We start from the raw sequence: 15,824 nt of genomic DNA on the forward strand, positions 1-15,824 counted from the left end.
ATTATCTCAACTCCCGTTGTGGGTTTCGTCTCATGTAGCTGCGCGCAAACTCATCGAGGGCTGCCATGGCCCCGCTGTATGCGTCCTCCCGGCTCGTATTTCCGTAAAAGTTCTGCACAATCGGAGGCAACTGCATGCCCCCGCCAGGTGTTTGCCCGGAGTTGTATGCTCGATTCTCTTCAGCCGTGAGCACCCGCTCTCCTTTATGGAGTTCCGCCCGATATCCATCAAATGGGATGTACGGATGTCCGTCTTCATGAGAACCGTCAAATTGGCGACCAATCTCCATCTGTTCGGCATTGTATGCCTCAGAGTTTGCGGTCGAACCGTACCCGTTATAATGGTTATTGACCATTGTTACAGCGGCATCGTAGGTGCTCTTTACATCCCCAATCGCTTGGAAAAGATCACTGACTCCCGTACTTACCTCTTGCACCAAAGGTCCAAGTATAGGTACAGATTTTGCAGCATCAGCGACCCCCTGTGCCACGCCCTTTACAATGCCGGCGCCTAATATTACGCCAATTTGCGTAAGCGGGCCCGAAGCCTCAGCGAGAGAGGTTGCAAGTGTACTCGTAATCTCCCTAGAGATGTTATACGCTTTTTCTCTGCCGGATTTTTCGTACCATGCCATGAATGCATCTTCAATATTGTTAAATACAAAATCGACTTTCGCTTCAATACTCATGTCTCGGAATTCTTGATTATCGATATAAGTATCCCGCACATAATCGGCGATTCGAGTCGTAGCAGTGATGATCCTATCCTCGTTACGTTCAATAGCACTTCCTAGGGAATTAAACAGGTCTTTGACAAAAGGTAGGAAGGGCTTCATTGCCCGGATCTGCAGAGTTTCGAGTGCGCCCTTGAACTTCTCAATGGCTCCTCGCCCGTTATTCATTTTCTCCGTGGCTACTTCCAGAGCTGTCACTTGACTCATCTGGTCTTGAAACTCCTTGACCCCTTTGGCACCTGCTTTAAACAGGGTGGCTGCTGCACGAATGCCGTCCGAACCGAAGATCTCTTCCATGTAGTAGGAGCGATCCTGCTCGTTCATATTCTTGAAAGTATCCTGTAGCACCTGGGCGAGGCCAGCCAAATCTTTGAGCTTCCCTTTGTCATAAAACTTGTTGTTTTTACCGTTGCCAAGCCCCAGATGATCAAAGAGGGCGATATCTTTGTCACCTGTCGCTTGGAGTGCCATCATGAATGACTTCATGCTCGTGCCGGCATCAGATCCTTGTTTTGTTCCATCGCTCGAGAGTATCCCCACCCCCGAGATGAAATCTCTAAAAGTGGACCCTTGCATGTTGGAAACGCCCCCGCCTGAAGCGAGCGCATAACTGAGATCGTGGACACTTGTCGCAGAAGCATTGGCTGCGCCTGCTAATATATTTGCGACGTCGGCAGCAGTCATCCCGTCTTTTTTGAAGGCGTTAAGCGCAGTCCCCATAGTCTCAGCAGCCTCTTGCAAGCCAAGTCCGCCTGCGGTGGCCAGGTTTAGCGCGGCCTCCAATCCTCCAGCATGCACGATTGCCGGCTGCATTCCGGCCTTAAGGAGCTCCTCGATACCCTTAGCTGCCTCGAGTGCCGAATACTTTGTTTTCTCCCCCATCTCTAAAGCGAGAGTTTCAACTGACTTTATTGCCTCATCTGATGCACCAGTAAGGGCCTTAATCGTTGAAATCTGTGCCTCAAAGTCCAGAGCCCGGCTCATTGAATTGCTTGCAAAGAGAGCGCCTCCCGCTGTCGCGGCAACACCAACACCCAATGCGGTATTCCGAAGCATGCCAGTAGCAGACCCCTCAACTCTTTGGACACTCTGGAAGGCACTCGATGCACTCTTCTTCAGGGAATCCATAGCTGAGCTGGATTGGCGGATGCTACTTGTAAGCTTATCCATGGATCGGCTGGATTGAGTAGCTTTTGACCCAGCCGCGGCAAGCTCACGTTCAAACTTCTTCGCGCTTCCGTCTCCCATCCTTCGTTTGAGCTCATCCAATGCTTTATTGGCTTTACGTAGAGGGCCATCCTCAATCTCCCAGGCGACGGAAAGGGCGAGTTTACGCAGGTACTTGTCCATCAAAAGTCACCTCTCTTTGCCTTCAGCCTCTGCCAGATTGTGACGGCCGCGTTGGCCTCGTTCAGCTCATCCATATCCATTGAGAAAGCATCACTATAGGAGATTCCGCCAGTCTCAAGAACCGGTCTCCAGAACAGCCAGTTTCTCTCCGCTTTCTTCTCCCATTCTTGCTGGCTCATCTTTAGGCCGGACGATAAGAAATCGCAGCGCCTCTGCGAAGACCTCCTTCATAATGTCTTCCCGCTCTGGCTCCGCATCCCACCACTCCCACGTGGTTTTAGGAAAAACGATGACGTGCTCCATTAATTGAGTGAATAGCGGCTCGTCTGCCAGGTGACCGTACTGATCGCGGCTCGTATCCTTGATCCTTGCGGCCAGCCGCAACCCTGGGTGCTGAAACGTGAACTCGATCCCGCCAGCGGTATATTTCATCTGTCTACGCTGCATGCGTATTTCCCCTTTCAAAAAGAGGCCCCATCTGGGCCCCAGATTATTGAGTATAATCAAACACTTGGAATTCAAAGGACCGATTGCTATCTGTTGCATCATCCGAATAATTCACTGCAGCCGGACGCTTGATTCGAGCTTGCGTTCCGCCAATCTTCTCCTTTGGACGCCCGTTATAGAACACCCAGATAGGAACCATCGTCTTGCTAACGGCCAGGCGGTTCAAGTATTCGACATACGGGGAGGATTGCTGGAGAGTAACGGTGATCGTCCCGAGCGGGTTGTTTACCTCTGACACGCTTACGTCTCCCTGGGCTCCGACGCTGGTCGTGAATTCGTCCTCATCTTTGCTAGCGGTGACGAAAGAGTCCTCAGCAACGCCAGTCAGGAAGATGTTGTTAACTGTTATTGCAACGTCTTTCGCATTGAACGTGCTTACGTTCTTCAATACTCACACCCCCTATACGCTAACCGTGCCGGTGATCTCTGCTGCATGGATCGCCCCGGCCAGCTCGTAAGTGAATTTTGCGTTACGCAGGATCCGCTCCGCCCGGTCGATCGCCGTTGTTTCGGCGCGAGTAGGGAAGTCGGTGGAGTAGAGCGGGATGCCATCAGCATCCTCGGCGATGATCTCCTGCCGGTAGGCGATGCCCAGCACCGTCCGCACGACACTCTCGATCTGCGAGATTCCGCCGTTCGTGTAGCTGATCTTCTCGCCGCTATTGAAGAGCGCCTGCACCTGCTCCTCGATGTTCGCCGCCACCCAGTGGTTGCCCATGATGACATCGATGTACTCGCCCGTCAGCACCTGTCCTTCGCTCGTTACCGGCGTGCCGGACTTAGTCACGTAAGCATTCCCGCCGTTGTCGTGAACGCCCTGCAGGCCCGCTGCATCCAGGTCATCCGGCAAGATCCCGACCAGCCGTTGCCCCTTCCAGGTCACGGTACCGACAGTGCGGCTGCCTACCCGACCTACCCAAGCAGCATCCGGATACTTTGCAACCTCATCCGGATCACTGTGGTACATGACGAAGGTCAGCTCATTGCCCGTGGCCTTGAGGTCTGCCAGGTCGGTCAAGCTGCTTGTCCGGGTAACGAAGAGCTTGCGGCCCTGGCCCTCAACGTAGTTCGAAAGCTCGATGACCTCTGTCTTCACCGTCGAGGTGCTGATGAGGAAGTACCAGTCCTTGCTGTAATTGGCCGTCAGCACATCGAGCGCGTCGCTCGTACCACCGCTATCGTAGGCAGCCACCGCGAACACCTGCGGCCGGTTATCTCCCTGGCCCATAACAGCTGCCGCCGCTTTGTATACCTCGCTGCCTACCGCGAAGCCATCAGCCACCAGTGCGGTAAGGTCGCTGTAATTCTTGTATGCCTGGCCGCCAGTCTTCGGACCGATGATCAGCGGCTTGCCGAAGCCGATCAGGCCCGCCGGCCGTGAGAGGCTGATCGTGACTTTCACGTCTTTTAAAGGCAATGCCTTCAACTCCCTTCTGTAATTTCTGCTTGCTCGATAAATTCTCCGGGCGCTACGTGCCAATCTAAGGCCCTGAACCTGACGTCGGCACCATAGCGGCGTTCATAGTGCTCAACGAGCGCCACGCTCCGATTCTGAACGTCTGAGCTACGCACAACCACTAAACCCTGCTCCGCCAGCGCGTCGCGGTCTTCCCGGTTGAAGTGGTCTAGGATCCGCATGCACAGCTCTTCGGCCTCATCGATGTCCTCAGAGTAGACCGTAAAGGAGGCGACGAGCTCCACCGTGCGCACACGCTCCAGGTTCTCGCCGACGACTTGCTCGATATCCTTACCGAAAATATCGATGTAAGGCGATGTCAGGCTGTACACAACATAAGGGTAGGGCGGAACCTCTCCATCTTCGTCGGCGCGGATCACGGGCTGCTGCAGCTTGGCATGCAGCCCGGCCACGATCATCGAACGAATCGCTCTTAGATCAAGCATCCGGCCCACGTCCTTTCGTGCTTACTCGTTTGGCGATATAGACCCGGTGATCGGAATATTCATCATAGGGCTTGGCCTCGAGCACCCGGTACTCCAAGCCCTTATGCATAATCCGGTCATCGATGGCCAGCTCAGCCGGCAGTCGCACGTAGATCTTCCGGTCGTCCCGGGTGTACGTGCCGCCAGTCTCCAGCTGCAGCTCTTCGAATGACATTGGAACGATGATCCCTTCCATCTCTACCGGTGCGCCATACCCCGGCACCCATTTCCCGCCGTCGGCATAGTCGTAATACCCCCCGCCTTTGGGGAAGCGGTGGAATTTCTTCCCCCACTCGCCGAACACTTCAGCAAAATCAAAATGCGGCATCAGGTGCTCACCACCTTCCACGTTACGGATTGCCGCAGTCGGCCGGTATCAATGAGCGGGCTGCTGCTCTTCTTCCTGGAGCGGGTTATCGGGGTGTTCTCAGGCTCCATGTCTCGCATTGCCTCCTGGATGTCCCCGACGATGCGGGCCCCGAGCCGTTCATAGAACGTATCTACACTCATCTTCCCGTCCAGCACATCGGCCAGGAACCTCCCGGCCAGCTTGCTCCACTCCGGCTCCTTCGCGTCGGTGGTGGAACGAATAAAGGAGCGTTCGGGGATTTTCACCGACGGGACCAAGATAAACATGATCTCCGACCGGGCACCTTTCCTCCCGCTCCTTTGTCGATCCCGCACCAAAAGACCCTTACGACCTCCGTCGATGGGCACGAATCTCAAATCATTGAAGTCCCGCGCCTTCTTATCCCCGGCCAGAGCCGTGGGGATCGTCAGGAACCGCTTCTTCGCCTTGATGGTCAGGCCGAACTCGTGGACGCTGGCCAGCATGGCCATGAACGAATTGTCGGATCCGAACACCCCGATCTCGATAGCCTTCCTGTTCAATGCCCGGATGGTCCGGATAACGTCCGGGATCCGGTTGGTGTCCTTGATCGTAACCCTGGCCATCAGAGCACCATCAGCCCGAGCCCCGGGCCAGTCTCCGGCGGCTTCAGGTCCAAGAGATCCAGCAGCCGGAGGTACTCCTGGCCGTATGGCGTGGAGGCTAGGCCTTCGCCCTTGGCGCCAGTACCGGAGTCGTACGTGACTTTCATGTCCCCGACCTGCTGGGAGGTCGAGCGGCGGACGTTCATACTCGCCAGGTGCGCAGCCAGGTACCGTGGCAGCCGGTCCTCATAGCCGACAATCTTCTCAGCCGGGAAGGCTGCGATCTCGATCATGGCGTCATCAATGAAGAGCTGCAGCTGCGGATCCGTCAGGGCGCCAAGGTGCGAAGCGATCGCCCGCACCCTATCTGGAGTTGTTGGCATTAGCCATCATCCTCCTATTCTTCGTCCTGATCAGCTTCGTCCTTTTTGTTGCGGGCTTCCTCAAAGGACTTCTCGATATCGGCAAGCTGCTTATCGATAGCTGTGATTACCGTCTTGCGGTTCTGGCCGGCAGCCTCTTCTTCCCGGAGACTAGCGAGCAGATCTCGGGAGTGAGTGTCCTTGATAAGAGCGACGGCATCAGCTGCAGTCATATCTACAAGGCCTGCCGTTTTCAGTTCCCGCGTAACCGTCGCACCTTCCACACGCTCCACAATCTTTTGCTGCGGAACGAGCTCGCCCTCATCCACCAGCTTCTGATTGAGCGGGTGGGAGATAAACTCTTCCCAGTCCTCTTCAGAGATGTTGTTGACGCCAGGCACCAGACGGATTCCGTTTTGATTGCGTACATAATTTCCTTTGTTATGAACCAGCATTAGATTCCATCTCCTCTCGCAATAGCCATAGGATAGCGGATTACAACCCCGCCGCAGCGCTCTTCCACGGCGAACTTCCAGCGTGGGAACTTCCACTCCGGATCATGACGGGTCATGTCCATAGGAATCAGCAGCTCCATGACTTCGCGGGAAGCGTCGAAGATCAGCAGGGAGTCCGTGCCGCCCGTGCCGGCGCCCTTCAGCTCAGGAGCCCGGTCGATCGAGCTGAACCAGTTGTAGCTCTGAATCACCTGCAGGACCGTACGGGAATCAAACTCGTTGTAGCGGCTGTTCAGCATCTCGTACTGTGTCGGAGGAACGGCCATAGTCAGCGGAGACGTCATGTGCCCGGGGAGCACCGAGATCAGCGCGCGGACGATACGAACATCCTCCACGATCTCTTCACCCGTCTTGTCCTTCCACTTGGTGCTCGTGCCATTAACATTCTGGGAAACGTTTGTCGTCTGGATGCCAGTCGCATTGATCAGACCCTGGATCCCGAAGTCGGCGTCGCCGATCCAGGCCAGGCGGTTCTCTTTCTCAGCGACGGCGCGGCGAGCGACACCCGCTTTCGTTGCGTCGATCGGCTGCCCGGTCATTTGAGCGGAGCGCAGCTCCTGGACGTTGTATGCGAAGGAAGTCGCGATCGAGTAGATGCGCTGATACTCCCTCCGCATGTCTACATCGACGAGGGGTACATCGTCGGCGTTATTCGCCAGGATCTTAGCCACCCCGGAGCGGGTCATGACGTCATATGCATAGGTTTCAGCACCGGCAGGGATGTCGCTCTTCACATTGATGAGACGGCGGGCGGTAAGCTCTTCAGCCTTCGGCATATAGATCGTGCGGTCGATTGCCTCGAGGTCCATGCCTCGGAATGCTACTTGGTTAATCATTCAGGGAACACCTCCATTATTGGTTTGGCAGATTTACTTCGAGCTGAGCCAGGCCGTTGGCCGTGGCCGAGGATTTGAACTCCCCGATGACTGCGGACTTGCCGGCAGTTGCCGTGGTGGACGGCCGGAAGTCACCAGTCGCATTATCTGCGACGGCCAGGTCGCCCTTGACGACGTCTTCCAGCACCTGGACCCAGATCACACCTTTGCGCAGCACGGAGGCAGCGTCGTTGTTCTCATACTGGCCGGTGATCTCGTTATGGAGGTTCGTCACCCGGTATTCGCCATAATGGTTGGCAATGGCAATGCCTACGACCTTACTGGTACCGTTGTAAACCTCACCGCGGTTCTTGTTCGTCGCTGTGTGCTGCACAGCACGGCCCCAGCCGATCACTCCATTGGCGCCCAGGGTGTCCGCACGGTGCTCAGGATACTGAGCGATACGGCCTTTACCGATCGCCTCGGGCATGTACTGGTCATAATTCGTGATAGGCATGATTAATTCGCCTCCTTGTTTTTGATATTCAGGCGTTCTGCGCGCAGTCTGGCGATCTCATCCTGCGCATCAGTGCTGACCGTGGCGGTGAACACGCTATTCGCGCCGGTGGAGGAGAAGCCATCAGTGCGCGCCCGCTCTACCGACGCATCATAGAAGGCGTTGATGTAATCGTCGCTCTTCCCGTCGGCCTTGAAGTCAGCACCCTTGACCTTCTGGATTACTGCCACCTTCACGTCACGGTCGCTCTTGCCGGTGAAGTCGAAGGCGTCGCCAAGGAATTTGCGCGCTCCATCCAGGAGGGCAACACGAGCGGCCACAGCTGCGTCCAGCTTGTCTTCCGTCAGGGCGGTTTTCTTTGCCTCTTCGAGCTGCTGTTTCGTCGTCGTCAGGTCTGCCTCCAGAGCGTCATAACGGCCCTGCAGTTTGTCGTACTCGCCGACCTTCGTGTTGGCTGCGTCCAGGCGGGCCTCCAAGGCATCCAGCTTGCTCTTCACCTCGCTCGGCACCTCAAACTCTTTGCCGTCAATCGTGTACTTTGCCATCGTTTGGCCTCCTTCGTTAATGTCTTCTTCATCAATCTCAAAGGCGGAATCCCCGCGGATTGCCACCTGCGGGCCGGCGCGGCCCCGGGCCACGATCGCGATATGATTGATCACGATGTTCGTCTGCTTGGCGTCGTAACGCTGGCCCATGTACTCCCCGGGCTCCTGGATCAGGTCGGTCTCGAAGCCAATGCTGATCTCCCGCTTCTTCCCGCTGCGTACTCCTTCAATCAGTGCCCTGTCCGTCACCGTCAACGTCACTTTGATCTTATCTTCGTCCACGCGACTATCCGTATGGCTCATGCCCCGGGAGTACTTCTGGATATTATCCAGGGTGACGGGCTCGGGAGGATGCTCATCGGTGACCGGCTTAGCTCGAGCGCTCTGTACGACGGCTTCTGAGAGGATGTCTTCCGGTAACTTGGCTTCGAATTGAATCCCACCGTCGCCGCGCCGGTAGGGAAACACCCCGGGGCGGGTGATAGCAGCCTGCACCGTTAAGTAGCCGGCAGCGTCTTCCTGATAGTCGAGCACCATGGCGCGGTCATATCTTTGCAGCTTCATGATTGGTTATCACCTCCCTTCAGGGCGGGGGATTATACTCTCGGCGGCCAATTCCACTGGCCTGGTCCGTCTCCCTGAATCACGTTCAGGTTGAAGAACTGACCGGTAGGGTTCAACACGCAAAGATGCACGATTTTCTCATCCACGACGCCGGTGATAATGGCTGCGCGCGGCTCGCTTTTGTATTCTCCGCCCGGAGTGCCATAGCTTTGGTAATGGACAATCCGTCCTACGGTTGGTTTCATGTCAGGTGGTCACCTCCCCTGCAACTACTTATATTAGGCCCGCTCCGGCCAGTGCCAGGTATTAGCCTCTTTTCCTTCAGAAAAAGAAACGGACCCAACCCAAGCGAGATTACCGCGGAATTGGAGTCCGTGTCTTTGATAGTCGTTTTGACCATCCGTAAACACCTGCAGATTCGACATACCTTTTTTGTTCCACACCTGCACGACCATTGCCGGCCGATGTGTTTTACCATCAGGCATGACATAGTGAACAAGGCGTCCTACTGCTAATTCTTCCATCGTTGTTTCACCTCCTTTCGGGATAATAGCTTCACCGACATGCATTTTACCCAAGGAGGGTGCGTCTTCCCATGGCTTTAATGTTCCGACCCAAGGCTTCCTCAGCTCCGTGAGCTCTTCCGCTGTCATATCTTCGGTACTGATGGTTATCTCCTTAGGCGGGTAGATATTGAGGAGTGATCTACGGATACTCTCAATAATCTCCTTTCTTTCTTCCGGAGACGAATCATGGATCTCTGTCCAGGTTTCTGTCTCGTATTCACCTAATACTTGGGAAATTCGAACGCTGATCATCGTTATCCCTCCTGGTTTTTGGGCAACAAAAAAGGCCGCTCCTTTTGGGCGACCTTCATTCCTTCTTATCATCTTTTGGCGGTTCGTCTTTCGGCTTCTTTTCTGGCCGTTTGATGATCAAACCTTCCGCACTCTTCCACATGAATTTGTCCGGGTTCGGTACTTCATGTTCACTCATTCTTCTTCACCACCGCTAGGATTTGTATAACGCCCGATGCGTCCTTGGAAGCCTCGACGATCTTTATTGTGCTGTTCCTATCGAGGAGGAATTCATACTCCGAATCCTGGAACAGGCTAATCGGATTTACGAGGGCTCCCCTTGATCCGGCCGGCACCTTGATCTCCATCTTCACTGTGCCCGAGAAACTGGTTGAGCTGAGCAAGCTGGTACTCATGTAACCCGGATCTGTTACCTCAAGGCCTACCATTTCATCGACAGGTCCGAAAATGTTGCTGTAAAGTCCGCGGTAAACAGTGATGTGCTCTTCCAGCTCGAACTTCCGCAGCCCCGAGCTGATGTTGTTCACGAGATCATCAGGCGGATTCCCCGCTCGCAGGCTCTTGTTGATCGTCGAATAAGCGCTGCCGGTATATTTCGTTATGGCGCTGGTTTCTAGTGCATTAAGGCTCTTCAGGTAGGCAGGCGCGACTTTCTTCTCCCATTCCTTGACCTCATTGGCTGTCTGGAAGACACGGGCGTTCTTTATTATATCACTTTCCGTCTCCTGCGGGGAATCCGCCGCCGCGACTACATCCTCGTCGTCATCATCGAAGACCGGTATCGCCACGCACCTGCAGCGGTAGTCGGTACCGGGAAGCTTATGCTTGCCATACTCGTACACCTTACCATCGTATCCACGGTGTTCCGGCCGGACCCGCTCGTCGTGGGATGTAGACCATTTGAACTTGCGGATCCCGGCTGCCTGGTGTCGCTTGGCTGTCATCTGACCGAGGATGCTGCCCGTTTGGTCCACAGCGATGAACTTGGCCTTGCTGTAGCTGACGTCGGCCGCCTTCTTGATCTCGCCGGTGAGCTGCCGCAGGCTCTGGCCATTCTTCACGCCCTGCAGGACAGCTGCCTCGACCTTGGCGTAGTAGTCCTCCATGATCTTGGTGATATACCCGACGTTCTCGGTCACCGATGCCCGCATAAAAGAATCGAGCCAGGGCTCTTGGACGGTTGGATCGATTCCAACCACCCGCTGCACCTGGTCTCCGATGTTTCGCTTATTGTACTGGTTGATTCGGCCGACGAACAGCTCGGCCAGCTTTGTGATGCGCTGCGGCGTGAATATGAAGGTCTTCGCTCGATCCTTGGCAAGCTGCAGAGCAGCCAAGATCGTTTCGAGCGGGCCGTCATAGCGGGCGCTATCCTGCTGGTATCGGCGAACTTCCTCTTTCAGGATGCGGTTGAAAATGTCCAGCGTGCCGCTGTGCATCTCCCTGATCAGGCCGGACACGGCAGCCGCATGGCTCCGGGCTACGATGTCAGGGAAGCGGGTGGGGATGGGCTTAAGCCGTCGTCTTGCCACCGGTGTCACCCCCGATCCCGCATCCTGGCGTCGTGGTTATCCATCAGGGTGCGCCATTCCTCCTCCGAAAGGCCGTCTTGCTTCTCTTCGGGCACTTCCGTATCCTTCGTCTCCGCTCCTGGTGCCGCCCCGCCTAAGCTGCCGAATCGCCGTTGCCGGACCTCGTCTTCTGTCAGCACTCCTGATGCGATATACTTCTCATCCGTTTCCGCCTGCAGCTTGCGGATCTTGGCGTCCGTCTCCTGGTCCACGTTCCAGAGCGGGTTGAAGACGACCTCCCAATCAAGGGAGTCCGGGTCGATCGAGCCGCCGAGCTCCCCGTCGGCGATCAGTAGGTACCGGATCAGCCGCTCGATGTGCGGCCGCAGCTCCGTCTCCTGGGCGGCTGCGATCCGGCTATAGTAGTTCAGGACGTCGTACTGCGCGCCGGCGATCGTGCCTGCCTCCTGCCCTTTGATGACGCTCTTCGGCATCTTGGCCGAACCGCTCAGCGACTCCCACACGAAGTCTAACAGGTAGTTGATGCCGGTCACGTTCGTGGTGACCTTATCAATATCCTCGTTCTCGCCTATGATAGCGAGCGCCTCAGTGCGGAACATAAAGTCAGCAAGCATCTGAAACTCGGCCTTTTCTTCCCTGGTCATCTGGTTCACGCCGTCGGACTTATACCGCTTGAACGTATAGTCGTAGAGGATCTGACCGACAGACCAAAGCGCCGTATCAAACACGCTCAGCACGTCCCACATCGGCTCTAAGATGGATTGCCCTTGGTATTCATCCTCCAAGCGGCGGGTTTGATCATGGAATACTCGGCTGCGGTGAATTTCCCCGCTCGTATCAATGCCGGCAAGGATCTGCTCTCCGATCTTGCTCCGTCGGTTGATCTGGAAGTATTCCACCTGGCCGTAGCCTGGCGAGAACATATCCTCGTTGAGGATGAAATTGTTGACCTTGTAGGAGCTGAAGGCATGCAAGTAATCGATGCGAAGCAGCTGCTTCTCCTCGAGCGGCTGTTCCAGGGTGAAGGGCGATTTTTGAGACGCACCGATAGAGACGAAACCGTCACCGTGCAGCCGTTCATACCGCCGCATGTCACAGTAACACTCCTTGCATTTGAGATCTCTCATCTTCCGCATGAGCTTATCCTGCAGGCTTAGGTCTTTCATCTTGATGGTAATCCAGCTTCGCGTCATGTCTTCGGATGGGATATCCACGATGTTTTGGACAATTTGATTCGATGCATAGTAGTTGAGCAGCTCCTGGTGAGATAGCTTGCGCCGGTTCATGTTAATGCGCTGCCGGGTGAGGGCATCCTTTGTGCCGCCCTTGCCGTGGCCCACCAGGAAGTCGGTGCGGTAGGCGTTGTACCCGCTCCGCATGTTGTCGAGCCTAAATTCTGCTTTTTCCCTACTCAAAGTCTCACCTCCTGTCATGATGCCGAAAGCCGCCGCATGCGATCGAGCGGGTTGGCTCCTTTGTGGACGATCGTGTAAACGAAGTACCGGTCTCCGTCCATATGGTGGTCGTTCTGCTTGACCGGCTTCTCCTCGCCCCGATCCGCAGCCTTCTCGTCCCAAATGTAGGAGCTGTACTCTCGGATCGTCTCCTTGCAAATATCGTTGTATTTGATCGTGCCGGCGTTCAGCTCCATGGCCACCGCATGGATGCCCTCGAGCACGTCGTTCTTTGCCTTGATCACGCCGAAGCGGCCGTGCTTCTGGATTGTGGCAATGAAGGAGGCAGCCGATGGGTCAATGATGATGCCTTTCACCGGAGCATCCCCAACGAACTTGACTAGCTCTGCATAATACTCTTCGTTGTCCTTCTGTTTGCCTTCTTTGCGGCCGTCATAGTGAAATTCATCGATCTTGTACCAAACGCCCTGGGAGAGGCCCCACAAGCCGTAAGCCATCGGGTTCTGCGTGCCGTAGTCGCAGCTGACATAGTACTTCATATACCGGCGTTCGACCGTCTTCACGACGTGCTTTCCGCCCACTTCTGCATCGAACATGTCGTAGATTACGCCACTGGCCATCACCCACAGCCCAAGGATGTAACGTTTGTAGAAGACCCCTGTATATTGGCTGAAGTACCTCTTCTTGGTTTCAGCGTCGAGTGAAAGGTTGTCATCCATTGTGAAGTGAATATGGAGAGCATTTTTCTTCTCGAGCTTGTCCAGCCATTCAACCTTGAACCAGTGATAAGGGCCGGCAGGGTTGCAGTTGAACCAAAACTTAGCCCCCGATATCGAGCATCGAGCTGTCGCCTGGTTGACGAAGGACTCAGGCATCAGCGCAACCTCGTCGAAGAACATGCCGGCGAGCGTGACGCCCTGAATCAAATCCTGGGAACGTTCGTCTTTACCGCCGAAGAGGTAAAAGTCATTGGAGACGCCGCCCCTGCTGATCGTGAGATAATTGGCGCCGTGCTTATCGGTGACGTTATACCCACGGCCTCGCAGAATCATCTTGAGCGGGCCGACCACGTTCCGCCGCAGGGCCCCGATCGTCTTGCCGGCCATGCCGAACTGCTGCCCGTCGAAGTTTTCCGTCGCCCAGGCGACATACGAGAAGCACATGGCCACCGTCTTGCCGGCCCGGACAGATCCGTCACAGATCACCGCGTGTTTGTCGGCATGTGGGCTCCCCTTCATCCACCAGGTAAGTACCTGAATCTGCTTCTTGGAGAAGGGTTTCCAGCGGAAGGTGGACTGCTTACGTTTGATCGCCATCGTCCCACACCTCGCTCACCTGGCCACGCAGCGCCTCGAGGAAGCCGTCATCCTGCAGCTCCTCATCCTGTACGTCGGAGCTCAGCAGCTTGATCTTGATCTCCAGGAGCTTCGTCTTGCTGTTCTGCACCCGGGTCAGAGCGTCTTCGATGGACAGCATCCGGTCCAGCTTCGAGCGCTTGCGGATCGTCTTCTCGGTGGTCTTGAGTGTCTCGCCGTCCGCCCCCGCCACCAGTTGCTGCTTACTTTGGGTCTCATCAGATTCCCATCCGCCAGCCACCTTGGCGATCCGCTGCAGCATGCGCCGCTCCCGGATCTCGAGAAGGCGGATCTCGTTGTTGATCTGCTCGAGCGGGTCGATCTTGACTGAATTAAAAAAGACGCGCTCATCTTCCTCGAGTGCGTCCAGCCATATCGCTTCATGCTCGCCGGTGGAAACGGCGTTCTTGTTGCCCTTCGGTGCGCCGGTGCTCTTACCTCCATGCATCCTGCAACGGCCATTTTCCATCGCGCCATTCTTACACGTTCCGCCACCTCTTGTCTTGGCTCCACATCTTGCATGGGGTTGTTTTTCAGCAGCATCCATTTACACGAATCACCACCTCCGATTGATGTTACCTCACATTCAGAACTAGGCCTATTTCCTCGTTTCTACGTAAAATCGGACATGTATAAGATTGGCAAGCATCACGCCTTAGAATCGATTCTCGGGGCTCGTTTTCCTGTCATCAGCCCCATGAACTTCCCCCACACATACAGCGCGAGGACATGCTCGCCATTGTACTTGCAAATGTACTCCCAGCGTATATGGGACTTCACGGTTCTCACCTCCACCTCCAGGAAAAAGAAAAAAGCACCCACTTGGGTGCCGGAAAGCATCACTCATTACTCCGTACATATAAACCGTCTTCTCGTTGAATAATTATTCCTTCCTCTAGACTCTTCTTCACCTGCTCATTTATCATATCTATACTTACGTCTATGTTATATAAACCTTGAAATGCATTGTAAATTTTTGATGTGCCTATTTTGGTACCCGGAGGCAGAGATTTTATTACATTTCGAACCCTAATAACATTATTTAAGTAATCCCGATACGCTTGCTGCATGCGGTCTTTATCATTCCTAATGGTGAGAGAAGTCTTAAGATCATTGGTCGCCTCTTCGACTTTATCATTAACAATGAGCATTATATCTTCTTTGCTCATGGTTTTCGCCTCAGACAACCCCTTTTCCAGCTCGCTTTTAATGTTGTTCTTAATTTCGTCTATTTTCAAATCCTTTTCCTTATTAAATTCACGAGGGTCGAAATTATTTAGCTTTGTATCCATCTGATTTACCTTCTCTCGTAACTCACCCAAGATAAGATTAATCTGGTCCTTTACTTCGTCACCCTTAGTCGCTTCTCTTACTGAAATGTAAATTGCGACTGCACCGAGAGCTGTGGATACAAACGTGGATACAAATGAGACTACGGTCATTACCATTTCTTTGTAAAACACCGTAAAAATTTGAGCGTAGAGTAAAAAACAGACTAGCCAAACCCAGTCTTGTGTTCGCCAACGTTTTTCCGAGGTTATTATTATCTTCTCTATTTCCTGAGATTTTTTCTGACTATTCTCCTGATTTTCCAAGTCTATCTCCCCTTTTACGATTGTCTTCGACAATCAAGAGGAAAAACCTTCTAACTTGGTTTCTAAAAATTGCTTTATCCCTTCCTCAGTGGATCCACCGTCACTGAGCAAGGGACAAAGTCCCTTGTTTAGGGAGACAAGTCGATCCCTAAAGTGGGGCATTTCACCCCACCTCATATCACACCCCTGACGACTGGCGTCTAAGGAACAAGTCCCACAGCATGACCGAGTGCCTGAGGTGATATGGGTCCATTAGGCATTACCCGCAGCGGTGAATCAGCTGCTGTAATGCCATGTTACCAACGAATTTGCCTTCAAAAGTCGCAT

At 54.5% G+C, this 15,824-nt stretch carries 20 protein-coding genes; all 20 read right to left on the reverse strand.

The genetic code is table 11. The features are described from left to right. Nucleotide 1 precedes the first annotated feature (1 nt). A complete protein-coding gene (locus ACP26L_RS25575; protein ID WP_426447560.1) occupies nt 2-2,083 on the reverse strand; it encodes a phage tail tape measure protein in 2,082 nt (693 codons plus the stop codon). Between the two features lie 114 nt (nt 2,084-2,197). Beyond that, complete coding sequence (locus tag ACP26L_RS25580) at nt 2,198-2,530, reverse strand: hypothetical protein (RefSeq protein WP_426447562.1); 333 nt, start codon at nt 2,528-2,530, stop codon at nt 2,198-2,200. Between the two features lie 43 nt (nt 2,531-2,573). Continuing rightward, nucleotides 2,574-2,978, reverse strand: a complete 405-nt coding sequence (locus tag ACP26L_RS25585) for a phage structural protein (protein ID WP_014371572.1) — start codon at nt 2,976-2,978, stop codon at nt 2,574-2,576. A gap of 12 nt (nt 2,979-2,990) precedes the next feature. Further along, nucleotides 2,991-4,007: a DUF3383 family protein gene (locus tag ACP26L_RS25590; protein WP_426447563.1), complete on the reverse strand. Its 1,017-nt coding sequence runs from the start codon at nt 4,005-4,007 to the stop codon at nt 2,991-2,993. Nucleotides 4,008-4,012: 5 nt separating this feature from the next. After that, on the reverse strand, nt 4,013-4,492 hold the full coding sequence (locus tag ACP26L_RS25595) for a phage neck terminator protein (RefSeq protein WP_426447565.1): 480 nt from the start codon (nt 4,490-4,492) through the stop codon (nt 4,013-4,015). Continuing rightward, a complete protein-coding gene (locus ACP26L_RS25600) occupies nt 4,485-4,859 on the reverse strand; it encodes a hypothetical protein (protein WP_426447567.1) in 375 nt (124 codons plus the stop codon). The genes ACP26L_RS25595 and ACP26L_RS25600 overlap by 8 nt, the downstream gene beginning before the upstream one ends. Continuing rightward, nucleotides 4,859-5,485: a hypothetical protein gene (locus ACP26L_RS25605; protein WP_426447569.1), complete on the reverse strand. Its 627-nt coding sequence runs from the start codon at nt 5,483-5,485 to the stop codon at nt 4,859-4,861. The genes ACP26L_RS25600 and ACP26L_RS25605 overlap by 1 nt, the downstream gene beginning before the upstream one ends. Further along, nucleotides 5,485-5,847 (reverse strand): DUF4054 domain-containing protein, encoded by a 363-nt coding sequence (locus ACP26L_RS25610; protein WP_426447571.1) that lies wholly within the window; start codon nt 5,845-5,847, stop codon nt 5,485-5,487. The genes ACP26L_RS25605 and ACP26L_RS25610 overlap by 1 nt, the downstream gene beginning before the upstream one ends. A gap of 14 nt (nt 5,848-5,861) precedes the next feature. Next, complete coding sequence (locus ACP26L_RS25615; RefSeq protein ID WP_426447573.1) at nt 5,862-6,281, reverse strand: hypothetical protein; 420 nt, start codon at nt 6,279-6,281, stop codon at nt 5,862-5,864. Beyond that, a complete protein-coding gene (locus ACP26L_RS25620; RefSeq protein ID WP_426447575.1) occupies nt 6,281-7,177 on the reverse strand; it encodes a DUF2184 domain-containing protein in 897 nt (298 codons plus the stop codon). The genes ACP26L_RS25615 and ACP26L_RS25620 overlap by 1 nt, the downstream gene beginning before the upstream one ends. 16 nt (nt 7,178-7,193) lie before the next feature. Next, nucleotides 7,194-7,673 carry a structural cement protein Gp24 gene (locus ACP26L_RS25625; RefSeq protein ID WP_426447577.1) on the reverse strand — a complete coding sequence of 160 codons (480 nt, stop codon included), beginning with the start codon at nt 7,671-7,673 and terminating at the stop codon, nt 7,194-7,196. Between the two features lie 2 nt (nt 7,674-7,675). Continuing rightward, entirely contained in the window at nt 7,676-8,782 is a 1,107-nt protein-coding gene (locus ACP26L_RS25630; protein ID WP_426447578.1) for a DUF2213 domain-containing protein, read from the reverse strand. Nucleotides 8,783-8,814: 32 nt separating this feature from the next. Further along, complete coding sequence (locus ACP26L_RS25635; RefSeq protein WP_426447580.1) at nt 8,815-9,027, reverse strand: hypothetical protein; 213 nt, start codon at nt 9,025-9,027, stop codon at nt 8,815-8,817. Nucleotides 9,028-9,060: 33 nt separating this feature from the next. Further along, nucleotides 9,061-9,600, reverse strand: coding sequence for a hypothetical protein (locus ACP26L_RS25640; RefSeq protein ID WP_426447582.1), 540 nt, complete (start codon nt 9,598-9,600; stop codon nt 9,061-9,063). 55 nt (nt 9,601-9,655) lie between these two features. Further along, nucleotides 9,656-9,778 carry a hypothetical protein gene (locus ACP26L_RS25645; protein ID WP_426447584.1) on the reverse strand — a complete coding sequence of 41 codons (123 nt, stop codon included), beginning with the start codon at nt 9,776-9,778 and terminating at the stop codon, nt 9,656-9,658. Beyond that, nucleotides 9,771-11,132, reverse strand: coding sequence for an ADP-ribosyltransferase (locus ACP26L_RS25650; RefSeq protein ID WP_426447586.1), 1,362 nt, complete (start codon nt 11,130-11,132; stop codon nt 9,771-9,773). The genes ACP26L_RS25645 and ACP26L_RS25650 overlap by 8 nt, the downstream gene beginning before the upstream one ends. Before the next feature lie 5 nt (nt 11,133-11,137). After that, nucleotides 11,138-12,547 (reverse strand): anti-CBASS protein Acb1 family protein, encoded by a 1,410-nt coding sequence (locus tag ACP26L_RS25655; protein ID WP_426447588.1) that lies wholly within the window; start codon nt 12,545-12,547, stop codon nt 11,138-11,140. A 14-nt stretch (nt 12,548-12,561) separates the two neighbouring features. Continuing rightward, nucleotides 12,562-13,863 (reverse strand): PBSX family phage terminase large subunit, encoded by a 1,302-nt coding sequence (locus ACP26L_RS25660; RefSeq protein ID WP_426447589.1) that lies wholly within the window; start codon nt 13,861-13,863, stop codon nt 12,562-12,564. Continuing rightward, the gene (locus ACP26L_RS25665; protein WP_426447591.1) at nt 13,847-14,449 is read right to left on the reverse strand and encodes an HGGxSTG domain-containing protein; all 603 of its coding nucleotides are present in this window, start codon (nt 14,447-14,449) and stop codon (nt 13,847-13,849) included. Before ACP26L_RS25665 ends, ACP26L_RS25660 begins: the two co-directional genes overlap by 17 nt. A gap of 292 nt (nt 14,450-14,741) precedes the next feature. Further along, nucleotides 14,742-15,497 (reverse strand): hypothetical protein, encoded by a 756-nt coding sequence (locus ACP26L_RS25670; RefSeq protein WP_426447593.1) that lies wholly within the window; start codon nt 15,495-15,497, stop codon nt 14,742-14,744. Between the last annotated feature and the right edge of the window lie 327 nt (nt 15,498-15,824).

Origin of the sequence: Paenibacillus sp. S-38, from assembly GCF_049942825.1 — a bacterium.
In the GTDB taxonomy this organism is placed as follows: domain Bacteria; phylum Bacillota; class Bacilli; order Paenibacillales; family NBRC-103111; genus Paenibacillus_G.